At 70.6% G+C, this 12,516-nt stretch carries 15 protein-coding genes; 9 read left to right on the top strand and 6 right to left on the bottom strand.

The genetic code is table 11. The annotated features are described in order from the left end of the window. From ACGFZQ_RS07060 to ACGFZQ_RS07035, 6 genes are all read right to left on the bottom strand, one after another. Window positions 1-1,473, bottom strand: a complete 1,473-nt coding sequence (locus ACGFZQ_RS07060) for an MFS transporter (protein ID WP_393839488.1) — start codon at window positions 1,471-1,473, stop codon at window positions 1-3. 97 nt (window positions 1,474-1,570) lie between these two features. Continuing rightward, entirely contained in the window at window positions 1,571-1,951 is a 381-nt protein-coding gene (locus tag ACGFZQ_RS07055; RefSeq protein WP_351741863.1) for a hypothetical protein, read from the bottom strand. 156 nt (window positions 1,952-2,107) lie between these two features. Beyond that, window positions 2,108-2,647 carry a hypothetical protein gene (locus ACGFZQ_RS07050; protein ID WP_351741865.1) on the bottom strand — a complete coding sequence of 180 codons (540 nt, stop codon included), beginning with the start codon at window positions 2,645-2,647 and terminating at the stop codon, window positions 2,108-2,110. Window positions 2,648-2,734: 87 nt separating this feature from the next. Next, window positions 2,735-3,220 carry a hypothetical protein gene (locus tag ACGFZQ_RS07045; RefSeq protein WP_393839487.1) on the bottom strand — a complete coding sequence of 162 codons (486 nt, stop codon included), beginning with the start codon at window positions 3,218-3,220 and terminating at the stop codon, window positions 2,735-2,737. 75 nt (window positions 3,221-3,295) lie between these two features. After that, on the bottom strand, window positions 3,296-4,084 hold the full coding sequence (locus ACGFZQ_RS07040; RefSeq protein ID WP_393839486.1) for a DUF4328 domain-containing protein: 789 nt from the start codon (window positions 4,082-4,084) through the stop codon (window positions 3,296-3,298). Between the two features lie 76 nt (window positions 4,085-4,160). Continuing rightward, window positions 4,161-5,828 carry a glycoside hydrolase family 20 protein gene (locus ACGFZQ_RS07035; protein ID WP_393839485.1) on the bottom strand — a complete coding sequence of 556 codons (1,668 nt, stop codon included), beginning with the start codon at window positions 5,826-5,828 and terminating at the stop codon, window positions 4,161-4,163. A gap of 155 nt (window positions 5,829-5,983) precedes the next feature. On the opposite strand from ACGFZQ_RS07035, the gene ACGFZQ_RS07030 reads away from it, so the two are divergent. The 9 genes from ACGFZQ_RS07030 (at window position 5,984) to ACGFZQ_RS06990 (ending at window position 12,472) form a co-directional block, all read left to right on the top strand. Further along, on the top strand, window positions 5,984-6,556 hold the full coding sequence (locus ACGFZQ_RS07030; RefSeq protein WP_393839484.1) for a 2-oxo-4-hydroxy-4-carboxy-5-ureidoimidazoline decarboxylase: 573 nt from the start codon (window positions 5,984-5,986) through the stop codon (window positions 6,554-6,556). 188 nt (window positions 6,557-6,744) lie between these two features. After that, complete coding sequence (gene sdhC, locus ACGFZQ_RS07025; protein ID WP_043406142.1) at window positions 6,745-7,125, top strand: succinate dehydrogenase, cytochrome b556 subunit; 381 nt, start codon at window positions 6,745-6,747, stop codon at window positions 7,123-7,125. Between the two features lie 5 nt (window positions 7,126-7,130). Continuing rightward, on the top strand, window positions 7,131-7,613 hold the full coding sequence (locus tag ACGFZQ_RS07020) for a succinate dehydrogenase hydrophobic membrane anchor subunit (protein ID WP_351693256.1): 483 nt from the start codon (window positions 7,131-7,133) through the stop codon (window positions 7,611-7,613). 19 nt (window positions 7,614-7,632) lie between these two features. Beyond that, window positions 7,633-9,387, top strand: coding sequence for a succinate dehydrogenase flavoprotein subunit (sdhA, locus tag ACGFZQ_RS07015; protein ID WP_393839483.1), 1,755 nt, complete (start codon window positions 7,633-7,635; stop codon window positions 9,385-9,387). Further along, on the top strand, window positions 9,387-10,166 hold the full coding sequence (locus ACGFZQ_RS07010) for a succinate dehydrogenase iron-sulfur subunit (RefSeq protein WP_351741877.1): 780 nt from the start codon (window positions 9,387-9,389) through the stop codon (window positions 10,164-10,166). Before sdhA ends, ACGFZQ_RS07010 begins: the two co-directional genes overlap by 1 nt. Before the next feature lie 101 nt (window positions 10,167-10,267). Next, window positions 10,268-10,678, top strand: a complete 411-nt coding sequence (locus ACGFZQ_RS07005; protein ID WP_393839482.1) for a VOC family protein — start codon at window positions 10,268-10,270, stop codon at window positions 10,676-10,678. Between the two features lie 94 nt (window positions 10,679-10,772). Further along, entirely contained in the window at window positions 10,773-11,180 is a 408-nt protein-coding gene (locus ACGFZQ_RS07000; protein ID WP_351741881.1) for a hypothetical protein, read from the top strand. Next, complete coding sequence (locus tag ACGFZQ_RS06995) at window positions 11,177-11,722, top strand: thiol-disulfide oxidoreductase DCC family protein (RefSeq protein WP_393839481.1); 546 nt, start codon at window positions 11,177-11,179, stop codon at window positions 11,720-11,722. The genes ACGFZQ_RS07000 and ACGFZQ_RS06995 overlap by 4 nt, the downstream gene beginning before the upstream one ends. A 9-nt stretch (window positions 11,723-11,731) precedes the next feature. Beyond that, window positions 11,732-12,472, top strand: coding sequence for a TetR/AcrR family transcriptional regulator (locus ACGFZQ_RS06990; protein WP_393839480.1), 741 nt, complete (start codon window positions 11,732-11,734; stop codon window positions 12,470-12,472). Window positions 12,473-12,516: the final 44 nt, after the last annotated feature.

The following is a 12,516-nucleotide window of genomic DNA, read 5'->3' as shown; positions in this document are numbered from 1 at the left end:
TCAAGTAGCCGAGTCCACCGGTTCGGGCGTCCGCTCCTGCGCGGCTTGCGGAGTGGGCGCCCGGTCCGCGTTCACGACCACTCCGGCGATCAGCGCGCCCAGCAGCAGCGCGCCCATCGCCCACCACGTGGCGACGTTGAAGCCGTGCACCAGCGCCGTCGCCTGGAGCTGTCGCCGGTTCACGCCCGGCCCCGCGTGCGCCGTGAGATAGCGCGCGGTCACGCTCGCGGCGATGGTGTTCAGCAGCGCCGTACCGATCGAGCCGCCCACCTGCTGGGCGGTGTTGAAGGTCGCCGACGCCGCCCCCGAGTCACGCGGCGCGACACCACCCGTGGCCAGCGACACCGACGTCATCATGGCCGTACCCATGCCGAGGCCGAGCATCAGCATCGCGGGCAGGATGTGCGAGGCGTACGCGGGTTCGGTGCCCACCTGCGCGATGATCGCCAGCGCGCCGGCCGCGATGAGCAGCCCCGGGACCATCAGCACCCGCGGCGGCACCCTGTTCAGCAGCCGGGCCGCGACCTGCGTGGAGCCGGTGACCATGCCGACCGTGATGGGCAGATAGGCGACGCCCGTCTTGACCGGCGAGTACCCGAGGACGCCCTGCATGTAGTAGGTGAGGAACAGGAAGACGCCGAACATGCCGATCGTGACGAGCAGCACGGTCAGGAAGGCGCCCACCCGCTGACGGTCCTTCACCACCGACATCGGCAGCAGCGGCACTCGCGCCCGCGTCTGCCACAGCCCGAACAACCCGAGCAGGACGACCCCGGCGGCGAGCAGGGCCAGCACCAGGCCGTCGCTCCAGCTCCGGGACTCCGCCTCGGAGAAGCCGTACACGAGGGAGAGCATCCCGGCCGACCCCAGCAGCGCGCCCGGTACGTCGAGGCGGGCGTCGGGGTGGCGTTCCCCGGGCGCGAGCAGGGCCAGCGCGCCGAAGAAGGCGATCAGGGCGATGGGCACGTTGACGTACAGGCACCAGCGCCAGTCCAGGTACTGGGTGAGGAAGCCGCCGGCGAGCAGCCCGACCGCGGCGCCCGCGCCGATGATCGCGCCGAAGATGCCGAAGGCCTTGCCCCGGTCCTTCGGGTCGGTGAACGTCGTGGTGAGCAGGGACAGCGCGGACGGCGCGAGCAGCGCGGCGAACACGCCCTGCAGGGCCCGCGCCCCGAACAGCATCCCGGAGTTTGCTGCGGCCCCGCCGAGCGCGGAGGCGGCGGCGAACCCGAGGAGTCCGATCGTGAACGTGTTCCGGCGCCCGGCCAGGTCGGCGATCCGGCCTCCGAGCAGCAGCAGTCCGCCGAAGGCGAGGGTGTACGAGGTAATGACCCACTGCCTGTTGCCGTCCGACATGTGCAGAGCGGCCTGGGCGGAGGGCAGCGCGATATTGACGATGGTCATGTCGAGTACGACCATCAGCTGGGCCAGCGCGATGACGACCAGGGCCCACCAGCGTCGGTTGTCGGCCATGGGCCAATCGTGCTCCCACCCAAGCCACTTGGGAACGCCCGCGTCTCTTATTGCGGGGTTTTTGCCAACCCCCCGGGCGTCCAGGGCTGCCCCACGGCTACCCCATGGCGTCCCGGCACAGCAGCCGCAGCGAACCATGGCCGCCGTAACACCGCCGGGCCTCGTCGACGGGGTCCCAGAGCCTGCCGTCGGGGGTGCGGACCCAGTGGTCGCCGCCGGACGACCACCACTCGGCGCCGGTCTGACGGGCGATCACCTCGCCGGCGTAGCACCCGAGGCCGCGCAGCATCTCCCGTACCGCGTCGTACGGCGCGCCCTCCCGGCGTATCTCCTCGATGACCCGGTCGACCCGCCACAGACTCTGTGCCGAGTAGTCGAGCCGGACCCGCGCGCCCTCGCGCATCATGGCCACCGCGTCCGCCGCCCAGCGCGCCGGTTTCGTGGCGGCGTGCGGCCTGGTCTGCTGCTGTGCTGTCACGTGGTGAACTGTCACACAGGGAAAAGCGAGGTCAGCGACGGTTTCGTCACTCCCGTTCGGGGTGTTCCGGCAACCGGTGCAGGACCCCCGCAACTCCGCCGCAGCTCCGCCGCACGACACTCACAGGAACCTCTCAGGCGGGCCCGCCGGCCAGGTTCAGACGCGCCCGCGGGCCCGGCGTGACACCACCGCGCGCAGCACCCGGCGGCCCTCGGTGGAGACGTCCAGCGCGCGGCGCAGCCCGGCCGCGCCATGGCCGGCGAGCAGTTCGAGGACGGTGACCTGGCGGCGCAGTTCGGCGGCGACCAGCGGGGACATGTCCTCGGTGCCGCCCTCCCGGCGGGTGTCGACGGAGGGTGCCGGGTCCTCGACGGGGTCGAGGAGCCGGTGGATGCGCAGCGAGGCCACGGAACAGGCGTCGGCCCACCGCCGTACCTCGTCGGGGGCGCGGTCCGCGGGGGCGGCGTCGAGCATGCGGCGGGCGAGCAGCCCGGCCTCGGCCTCGCCGGTGTCGAGGGCGTCCCGGGCCTGCTCCAGGCCCGCACCCCATCCGGTGTCGTCGGCGAGGCTCGTCCACAGCGGCCGCAGCACCAGGTCGTCACCGCCGAGCAGCGGCACACACCGATCCAAACAAGCCAGCCCGCTGGCGGCCAGTCCGCGTTCATCGGCCTGCGCGATCAGCTCCACCAGGCTCATCCCACGCCTCCCACAACGGTATGCACCAAGGCGCCGACCTGTACGGAGCCCGCACTTCCCCTTACTGCGTGCAAGGGCCCGGGAGTGTCACAGCGGTACGACGCCCAGCAGATCAAGGAGCCGGAAGAAAGGGTTTTCGGCCAACGGCGCCGACGGGTCGGGGTCGGCGGTCAGTACGGCGAGGAGCGCGTCCGGGTCCGTGGGGTGCCCGGCCTCGGCGGCCCAGGCGACGGCGCGGCCGGCGGCGTCGAAGGGGTCCAGGAAGTAGTCCTCCAGGGACAGCCCCCGCTCGTCGAGCCCCAGCAGGCGGGCCGCGGCCTGCCGGCCCAGGCAGGTGGTCCAGCCGCCGCTCTCCGGCGCCGCCGCCTCGACAACCACACAGGCGCCGTCCATCACATAGCCGAACAGCGCGGGCGCACCGGTGCGCGCGGCGAGGGCGTTCATGCTGCCGACGTCGGCATCGGGGCTGTCGTACGCCCAGACCCGCCAGCCGTCCGGCGCCAGGGTCCGCACGGTGCCCCCGTCGGGCGGCGATTCGCCCCGGCCGACGACGAAATACCCCCAGTGGCCCATCTCTGCCCCCCCACTCGTCCCGGGCCGAATACACCACAGGGGCGCGGGAGTCCGCCAGACGCGTGCGGCCGTGAATCAGAGTGCTGCCGGGGCGGCGCCCGCCAGCGCCTTCTCGTGCTGCATCCGGGTCAGCCGCACCACGACGAGGATCGCGAGGACGGCGGCGGCGATGTCGAGGGCGTCCGAGACCAGCATCCCGAGGGCGTCGTCACGGGCCTGGGCCGCGCCCTCGGTGTCGCCGTTGCCGCCGCTCACGGCACGGCCGGCGAACAGCGAGGCCAGCCAGAGCGTCCACCAGGCGTTGACCAGCGCGTGCGAACGGGTCGTCCCCCACGGGCTGCTGGCGTCCCAGATGTCGAGGGTGATCCGGCGCGGGTACCAGAGGTTCACGACCGGCACGAACCAGCCGCCGATCGCCCAGCCCGGCGACTTGCGGTGCCCGAACGGGTTGAACACCTGGGCGTTGGCCCGTACCCGCTGGAACCAGCACAGGTACACCACCGCGCAGCTGACCAGGGAGACGGCCTGGGCGCCGGCGGCGAGGCCGGAGAGCGCGTCGGCACGGTCGGCCCGGCGGAACGCGGCGGCACCGGTCTCCCCGTCGGCCAGGGCGCCCGTGGCGTCGTACTGGAGGAGGTCCGCGCAGACGGCGAACAGGTCGGCGGCGACGACCGCGCCGAGCAGCACGGCGGCGGCCCAGCCGAGGCCCACGGGTGAGCGTAGCCACAGCCCCGGCGCGCTGCCGAAGACCGGGGCGGGCTCGGGCGAGGCGCCCAGGCAGCGGTGGCACAGGGTGGCGCCGGGCGCGGCGGCGAAATGGTGACAGCGGGCGCAGATCAAGACGGTTCCCCCGGGATAGGGCACGGAACCCTCCCCTGGTCCGCGCGCGGAAGCGGAACATACGGCCCGTCACCGCCGTACGTCCACCTCTCGGCGCCCGTCAGCCCAGCTTGCCCGCCAGCGTCTTGAAGTCGGTCCAGGACATCGCCGGGGTGCCCGGGTCCCAGAGCTTCTGGATGGTGGCCCGCAGAGGCAGCCGGATGCCGGCGGCGACCTGGTCCTGCGTCTGGGAGTTGGCGAGGTCGCACCAGACGGCGAAGGAGCCGCCGAGGATCTGCGGGTCGTAGCGCGTGGCCACGGCGCCGGTGCCGCGCAGCACGCGCGGGGTCCACTGCTGGTAGATCCGCTGTCCGGTCGGATAGACGAAGGTGTTGGGCTCCCCGAGGACGTAGTAGAGGAACTCGTCGTTGTAGTTGAGGACCTTGCGCCCCGCCCTCAGGTACTCCACCGGCTGCCGGGCGCCGTTCTCCTTGCCGGTCCAGTAGGCGACCTGGAGGTCCTCGGCGGGCTGCACGGAGGTGCCCCGGAAGAAGCCGTCGTTCCAGACCCGCATGGTCCGGTCGTGGGCGCGGACGGTGTCGGCGCGGTCGTCGAGCCAGCCGGTGGTGAGGTCGGCGACGGTGCCCGAGGCGCCGTACGCCTCCCGGGCGGCGGCTGCCAGCTGCGGGTAGGAGGCCTGCGGGTCGGTGACGACGAGCGCCTGGTACTCGTCGCCGCCGAGGTTCCAGGAGGAGCCCGGGAACAGGTCGGCGTACTCGTCGAGCAGGTCGTCGACGATCTTCGCCGAGTCGTCCTGGGAGATGTCGACGGCGCCCTTGGTGGCGACGCCCTGCGCGTTGCGCAGCCGCAGGTCCGGGTGGGCGGCGAGGACGGCGCCGAGGTGTCCGGGCGAGTCGATCTCGGGCACCACCTGGATGTGCCGGCCGGCGGCGAGGTCGACGATCTCCTTGACCTGCGCCTTGGTCAGGTGGTCCGGGGAGACGATCTCGGGGTGGGTGTCGGACTCGATCCGGAACCCCTGGTCGTCGGAGAAGTGCAGCCCGAACTCGTTGAACTTCAGGTCGCCCAGTTCCTTTATCCGGCTTTCGATCCAGGCCGCCGTGAACGGCTTGCGCGCGATGTCCAGCATGAACCCGCGCTGCGGCTTGGCCGGCTGGTCCTTGACGACCCCCTCCGGGGCGCTGCCGCCGCCCCGTACCTCCTGCTTGAGGGTGCGGGTGCCGTAGAAGACACCCGCGTCCCCGGGCCCGCTGATCCGCACCGACCCGCCGCGCACGGTCATCGTGTACGACTCCGGGTCCCCGGTCCCGCCGAGGTCGAGCCGCAGGTCGCCCGCCTTGACGTCCTCGTTCGCCGCCTTCTGGCCGGCGTACGACAGCCCCAGCTCACCCGCCGTCAGCCGCCCCTCGTCGATGAGCGCCGGGTCGCTCACCACGACCCGCCCGCCCTTCCGGGGGCGCCAGCCGGGTCCGCGGGCGGCGGTGTGGGAGCGCACGGCGGGGATGGTGCGCGGGGCCTGGGAGAGCGGGTAACTGCGGGTCGGCGTGGGGGTGGGGGTCGTGGCCCGATCGGCGGACGAGGCGGCCGTGCCGCCGCCGGACGACTGCCGGGCGGCCGATCCGGCCGGGGTCCCGCCGCCGTCGCCCGAGGTGGCGGCCCATACGCCGATGCCGGTGCCGAGCGCGACGGTTGCCACGAAGGCCGCGGCGATCACCGCCCGTCTCCGTGTCACCTGCCGTGCCGAGGGCCTGCGCTTGTGCTGGCTCACCGGTCCAACCTATGACGCGTCCACCGCTCAGGCGTCATCCAACCGCTCCGAAACTCTCTCCTTCGGGTGAAATTGAGGCAACCAACCGACACACCGTGAACGTCCTCGATAACGTCGACGACACATATCTCACAGCATCCCCTGCCACACCGCATGTGACGCGAGGACCCACGCTGCCCGCCCACCGCCCGCCCCACCTCCCCACCCCGCTGGACGCCTTCAACACCGCGCCCGACGACGAGGTCGGTGCCCTTCTCCTGCACTGCCTGCGCAGCCTGCGCTGGTCCCGTCGGCTCGCCGACCACCGCCCCTACCCGGACGTGGAGTCCCTGCTGGCGGCGGCGGACGAGGCGGCCTACGACCTGTCCCCGGCGGACCTGGCGGAGGCCCTGGCGGGCGAGTCCCTCCCGCCGGTGCCGGACGATACTTACTCTGCGGCCCACACCGCCCTGAGTGCGGCGAACGCGGCATATGAAGCTCGGTTCGGACACGTGTTCGTCATCTATCTGGGCGACACACCCCCCGAGGAATCCCTGGACCGAGTTCTCGAAGGCATCCGATCACGTTTGACAAACGATCCGGAGGAAGAAAGGGTCATCGCGGCCGAGGAACTCCGGCGCCTGGCAAGCGGACGGCTCCTGGCCCTACTCAGGGGCGCGGGGCAGTGCTCATCAGCGGCTCCGCCGCGGGGCGCGACCAGCCACAAACAACCCGCACCCGGCAAATAACCGCACCGCCCACCCCGGATGCCGCCCGGCTAAGCCATACGCGTGCCACTTTGATCACACCGGTAGGCCCGGCGTAAGCCCAGCGGCAGCGCATCGCTACGATGCTGGGGGCCGGTGGACCGTACCCGGCCGGGCCCGACCGACACCAAGCCGGCGCGGCCCCAATCCCCGCTCCCGGAGGGACTTCCGTGCCGGCTGGAACGCTGTACCGCGGCCGGGAAGGAATGTGGTCCTGGGTGGCTCACCGAGTCACCGGCGTCCTCATTTTCTTCTTCCTGTTCGTTCACGTGCTGGACACCGCTCTCGTCCGCGTCTCCCCCGAGGACTACGACAAGGTCGTAGCCACGTACAAGACGCCGATCGTCGCGCTGCTGGAGTACGGCCTCGTGGCCGCCATCCTCTTCCACGCCCTCAACGGCCTGCGCGTCATCGCCGTCGACTTCTGGTCGAAGGGCCCGCGCTACCAGAAGCAGATGCTCTGGACGGTCGTCGGTGTCTGGGTCGTCCTGATGGCCGGGGCCATTTACCCCGTTCTCGGCCACGCCGCTCGTGTCCTGTTCGGGAGCTGACGCAGATGTCGACCACTGAAACCACCGCAGCCGGCGTCGGCCCCGTCGAGGGCGCCCCCCTCTTCAACGTCGACAACCCGGCCCCCCTGATCGAGGCCCCGCGCAAACGCACCAAGAAGTCCCCGAAGTCCACCCGGGGCAACTTCGAGATGGCCGCCTGGCTGTTCATGCGCCTGTCCGGCGTCGTGCTGGTCGTCCTGGTCCTCGGCCACCTGCTGATCCAGCTGGTGCTCGACGGCGGCGTGTCGAAGATCGGCTTCGCGTTCGTGGCCGGCCGCTGGGCATCGCCGTTCTGGCAGGTCTGGGACCTGCTGATGCTGTGGCTGGCGATGCTGCACGGCGCCAACGGCCTGCGCACGATCATCAACGACTACGCGGAGCGCGCGAACACCCGGCTGTGGCTCAAGGGCCTGCTCTACACGGCCACGGTGTTCACCATCCTGCTGGGTTCACTGGTGATCTTCACCTTCGACCCGAACATCCGCTAGGCACGGGGCTGCGAGAATCATGAAGATCCACAAGTACGACACCGTCATCGTCGGCGCCGGCGGCGCGGGCATGCGCGCGGCCATCGAGTCGACGAAGCGCAGCCGCACCGCGGTCCTGACCAAGCTCTACCCCACCCGCTCCCACACGGGCGCCGCGCAGGGCGGTATGGCCGCCGCGCTCGCCAACGTGGAGGAGGACAACTGGGAGTGGCACACCTTCGACACGGTCAAGGGCGGTGACTACCTGGTCGACCAGGACGCCGCCGAGATCCTGGCGAAGGAGGCCATCGACGCCGTCCTCGACCTGGAGAAGATGGGCCTGCCGTTCAACCGGACGCCCAACGGGACGATCGACCAGCGCCGGTTCGGCGGTCACTCCCGCAACCACGGCGAGGCGCCGGTCCGCCGGTCCTGCTACGCGGCCGACCGCACCGGCCACATGATCCTCCAGACGCTGTACCAGAACTGCGTCAAGGAGGGCGTGGAGTTCTTCAACGAGTTCTACGTCCTGGACCAGCTGATCACCGAGGTCGACGGCGTCAGGAAGTCGGCCGGTGTCGTCGCGTACGAGCTGGCCACCGGCGAGATCCACGTCTTCCAGGCGAAGGCGGTCATCTACGCGTCCGGCGGCACCGGCAAGTTCTTCAAGGTGACGTCCAACGCGCACACGCTGACGGGTGACGGCCAGGCCGCCGTCTACCGCCGGGGGCTGCCGCTGGAGGACATGGAGTTCTTCCAGTTCCACCCGACCGGCATCTGGCGCATGGGCATCCTGCTGACGGAGGGCGCCCGTGGTGAGGGCGGCATCCTCCGCAACAAGGACGGCGAGCGCTTCATGGAGAAGTACGCGCCGGTCATGAAGGACCTCGCGTCCCGTGACGTCGTCTCCCGGTCCATCTACACGGAGATCCGGGAGGGCCGCGGCTGCGGTCCCGAGGGCGACCACGTCTACCTCGACCTCACCCACCTCCCGCCGGAGCAGCTGGACGCCAAGCTCCCGGACATCACCGAGTTCGCGCGCACCTACCTCGGTATCGAGCCGTACACGGACCCGATCCCGATCCAGCCCACCGCGCACTACGCGATGGGCGGCATCCCGACGAACGTCGAGGGTGAGGTCCTGATCGACAACACCACGGTCGTGCCGGGCCTGTACGCGGCCGGCGAGGTCGCCTGTGTGTCGGTGCACGGCGCCAACCGGCTGGGCACGAACTCCCTGCTGGACATCAACGTGTTCGGCCGCCGGGCGGGCATCGCCGCCGCGGAGTACAGCCACACCTCGGACTACGTGGAACTGCCGGAGAACCCCGCCGAGTTCGTCGTCTCGCAGATCGAGAAGCTGCGCACCTCGACGGGCAACGAGCGGGTCGCCACGCTCCGCAGGGAGCTCCAGGAGACCATGGACGCCAACGTCATGGTGTTCCGCACCGAGCAGACGATCAAGACGGCCGTGGAGAAGATCGCGGAGCTCCGCGAGCGCTACCTGAACGTCTCGATCCAGGACAAGGGCAAGCGGTTCAACACCGACCTGCTGGAGGCCATCGAGCTCGGCAACCTGCTGGACCTGGCCGAGGTCATGGCGGTCTCCGCCCTGGCCCGCAAGGAGTCGCGCGGCGGTCACTACCGCGAGGACTACCCCAACCGCGACGACGTCAACTTCATGCGCCACACCATGGCGTACCGCGAGGTGGGCGACGACGGCGCCGAGTCCATCCGTCTCGATTACAAGCCGGTCGTCCAGACCCGCTACCAGCCGATGGAGCGTAAGTACTGATGGCAACCCCTGTTCTGGACAAGGCGGACGCGGCCGGCCAGCCCGAGCCCGGCTTCGCCGACTCCCCGTACATCACGGTCACCTTCCGGATCCGCCGCTTCAACCCGGAGGTCTCCGCGGACGCCGTCTGGGAAGACTTCCAGCTGGAGATCGACCCGAAGGAGCGCGTCCTCGACGGCCTCCACAAGATCAAGTGGGACGTCGACGGCACGCTGACCTTCCGCCGCTCCTGCGCGCACGGCATCTGCGGCTCGGACGCGATGCGGATCAACGGCAAGAACCGCCTCGCCTGCAAGACGCTGATCAAGGACATCAACCCCGAGAAGCCGATCACGGTCGAGCCCATAAAGGGCCTGACGGTCCTGAAGGACCTGGTCGTCGACATGGAGCCGTTCTTCCAGGCGTACCGGGACGTGATGCCGTTCCTCATCACGAACGACACCAACGAGCCGACGCGCGAGCGTCTGCAGTCCGCCGCGGACCGCGAGCGCTTCGACGACACCACCAAGTGCATCCTGTGCGCCGCGTGCACGTCGTCCTGCCCGGTCTTCTGGAACGACGGCCAGTACTTCGGCCCGGCCGCGATCGTCAACGCGCACCGCTTCATCTTCGACTCGCGTGACGAGGCGGCCGAGCAGCGCCTGGAGATCCTGAACGACCGCGACGGCGTCTGGCGCTGCCGCACGACCTTCAACTGCACGGACGCCTGCCCGCGCGGCATCGAGGTCACCAAGGCGATCCAGGAAGTCAAGCGCGCCCTGATCACGCGCCGCTTCTGATCCCGGCTCCGCCAGGACCACAAGGGCCCCGCTCCTCGGAAGGAGCGGGGCCCTTCCGCGTGTCTGCGGCCGGTGCGGGTGCGCGGTTCTAACCTGACGGTATGTCAGATGACGAGTCGTACGAACTGCTCGGGTTCGACAACGTGCTGTTTCCCGTCGGGGATCTCGCCGATGCCGTCGCCTTCTACGAGCGGGCCGGGTTCACGGTCGGGTTCCGGTTCGACGAGGGCGGGATCGCCCTGCTGAAGGTCGGGGGCGAGACGCCCGGGATCCTGCTGCGGGCCGAGGCGGGACTGGGGCGGCGGACGCCGGTGTGGGCCGCGCCGCGGCTGTGGCTGGAGGTGCCGGACGCGCGGGCGGCGGCGGGGCAGCTGGCCGAGGCCGGGATCGCCGTGCTCGACGCGCCGTTCTCCGTCGCCACCGGATGGACCGTCGAGATCGCCGACCCCTGGGGGAACGTCCTCGGGTTCACCGACTACAGCAAGCGGCCGGAGCTGGCGCGGCGGGCGTGAACGGGGTCACTCCGCAGTTGAGTTGAACACGTTCAAAAGCAGGGCTACAGTCATCCCTGTCAGCGTTTTGAACGCGTTCAAGAAGGGGTGGGGCATGGACCGCACGGTCATCGCCTACGTCATCTACCTGCTCGTCAGCATCGGACTGACCATCTGGGTGGCCCGCACGCTCAGCCGCAACGGGCGGATCTTCCTCTCCGACGTACTGCACGGGAACGAGCAGCTCGCCGACGCCGTCAACCACCTTCTGGTCGTCGGCTTCTACCTCGTCAACCTCGGCTTCGTCGCGCTGTACCTGCACACCAGCGACACCGTCGACGACACCCGGGAGATCTTCGAGGCCCTGTCGGCCAAGCTCGGCGTCGTGCTGCTGGTGCTCGGCGTGATGCACCTCGGCAACGTGTACGTCCTCAACCGGATACGGCGGCGCGGGATCATGGAGAAGGAACAGCTCCCGCCCGTCCCGCCGCAGGGCTGGACCGCGCCGGCGGCCGGGGCGTGAGCACCGTGCCGGCCACCGACGACCGGGGCGCCGCGCGCGTCCCGGTCCGCGGGCTCACCGTTCTCTACGACGCCGAGTGCACCCTCTGCACCCACCTGCGCGACTGGCTCGGGCGGCAGCCGCAGCTGGTGCCGCTCACCCTGGTCCCGGCGGCATCGGACGAGGCCCGCGCCCGCTTCCCCGGACTCGACCACTCCGCCACCCTCGACGAGGTCACCGTCGTCGGCGACTCCGGGCAGGTCTACCGGGACACGGCCGCCTGGATCGTCGTCCTGTGGGCGCTCCGGGAGCTCCGGCCGCTGGCGCACAAGCTGAGCACCCCGGCCGGAGCCCGGCTGGCCCGGGGCGCGGTACTGGCCGCCGCCCGGTGGCGGGGCGCCCAGTGGGGCGGGAAGGTCTACCGGCGCGAGGCAATCAATAGGGGCGGCGCGCAGCGCCTCGTTGAGGGGCGGTGGTCGGGCGACGGGTGGGCGTACGACCCCGGGCTCGGGTGGGTCTACGACCCTCCGGGCTGTGCCGGCGACATCTGCGCCACTCGTTAGGCTCTGTCCGTGTCCGCGAAGAACGACGGTCCTGTCGAGGCCGATACGCCCAGCAAGTCCGAGCAGACCCGCGCGCTGATCCTGGAGACGGCGATGCGGCTGTTCCGGGAGCGCGGCTACGAGAAGACCACCATGCGGGCCATCGCCACGGAGGCCGGGGTCTCCGTGGGCAACGCGTACTACTACTTCGCCGGCAAGGAACACCTGATCCAGGGCTTCTACGACCAGATCGCCGCCGAGCACCGGCTGGCGGTCCGCGAGGTCCTGGACCGGGAGACCGACCTGGAGGCACGGCTCGCGGGAGTCCTCAAGGTGTGGCTGGACATCGCGCTGCCGTACCACGAGTTCGCGGTCCACTTCTTCAAGAACGCCGCCGACCCCGACAGCCCGCTCAGCCCGTTCTCCCCGGAGAGCGAGCACGCGCGCGTGGAGGCGATCAGCGTGCACCGGGAGGTGCTGGCCGGGGCGAAGACCAAGGTCGCGCCGGAACTGCGGGACGTCCTGCCGGAGTTGATGTGGCTCTCGCAGATGGGGCTCGTCCTGTACTGGATCTTCGACCGGACCGGGGGGCGGGAGCGGAGTTATCGGCTGGCCGAGCGGGGGGCCCGGCTGACCGCGCGCGGCGTCTCCCTCGCACGGTTCCGGGTGCTACGGCCGCTCGTGCTGGAGGTCCACGAACTGTTCACGGACTTCCTGCCGGGGATGACGCGGGTGCTGCCCGACCCCGCGGTCAAGGCGAAGGGTAAGTGATCACTTTCGGGTGAAGGGGGTCGAACGGGACAGCGGGGGGCCTG

The organism is Streptomyces sp. NPDC048254 (assembly GCF_043201895.1).
GTDB lineage: Bacteria > Actinomycetota > Actinomycetes > Streptomycetales > Streptomycetaceae > Streptomyces.
The sequence above is the reverse complement of the archived record's forward strand: the minus strand, read 5'-3'. Positions and strand labels throughout refer to the sequence as shown.

Excerpts from the sequence above, each read along its gene's own strand:
- ACGFZQ_RS07020 (WP_351693256.1), top strand. The coding sequence starts at position 7,131 with ATGTCGACCACTGAAACCACCGCAGCCGGCGTCGGCCCCGTCGAGGGC.
- ACGFZQ_RS07010 (WP_351741877.1), top strand. The coding sequence starts at position 9,387 with ATGGCAACCCCTGTTCTGGACAAGGCGGACGCGGCCGGCCAGCCCGAG.
- ACGFZQ_RS07050 (WP_351741865.1), bottom strand. The coding sequence starts at position 2,647 with ATGAGCCTGGTGGAGCTGATCGCGCAGGCCGATGAACGCGGACTGGCC.
- ACGFZQ_RS07060 (WP_393839488.1), bottom strand. The coding sequence starts at position 1,473 with ATGGCCGACAACCGACGCTGGTGGGCCCTGGTCGTCATCGCGCTGGCC.
- ACGFZQ_RS07000 (WP_351741881.1), top strand. The coding sequence starts at position 10,773 with ATGGACCGCACGGTCATCGCCTACGTCATCTACCTGCTCGTCAGCATC.
- ACGFZQ_RS07045 (WP_393839487.1), bottom strand. The coding sequence starts at position 3,220 with ATGGGCCACTGGGGGTATTTCGTCGTCGGCCGGGGCGAATCGCCGCCC.
- ACGFZQ_RS07005 (WP_393839482.1), top strand. The coding sequence starts at position 10,268 with ATGTCAGATGACGAGTCGTACGAACTGCTCGGGTTCGACAACGTGCTG.
- sdhA (WP_393839483.1), top strand. The coding sequence starts at position 7,633 with ATGAAGATCCACAAGTACGACACCGTCATCGTCGGCGCCGGCGGCGCG.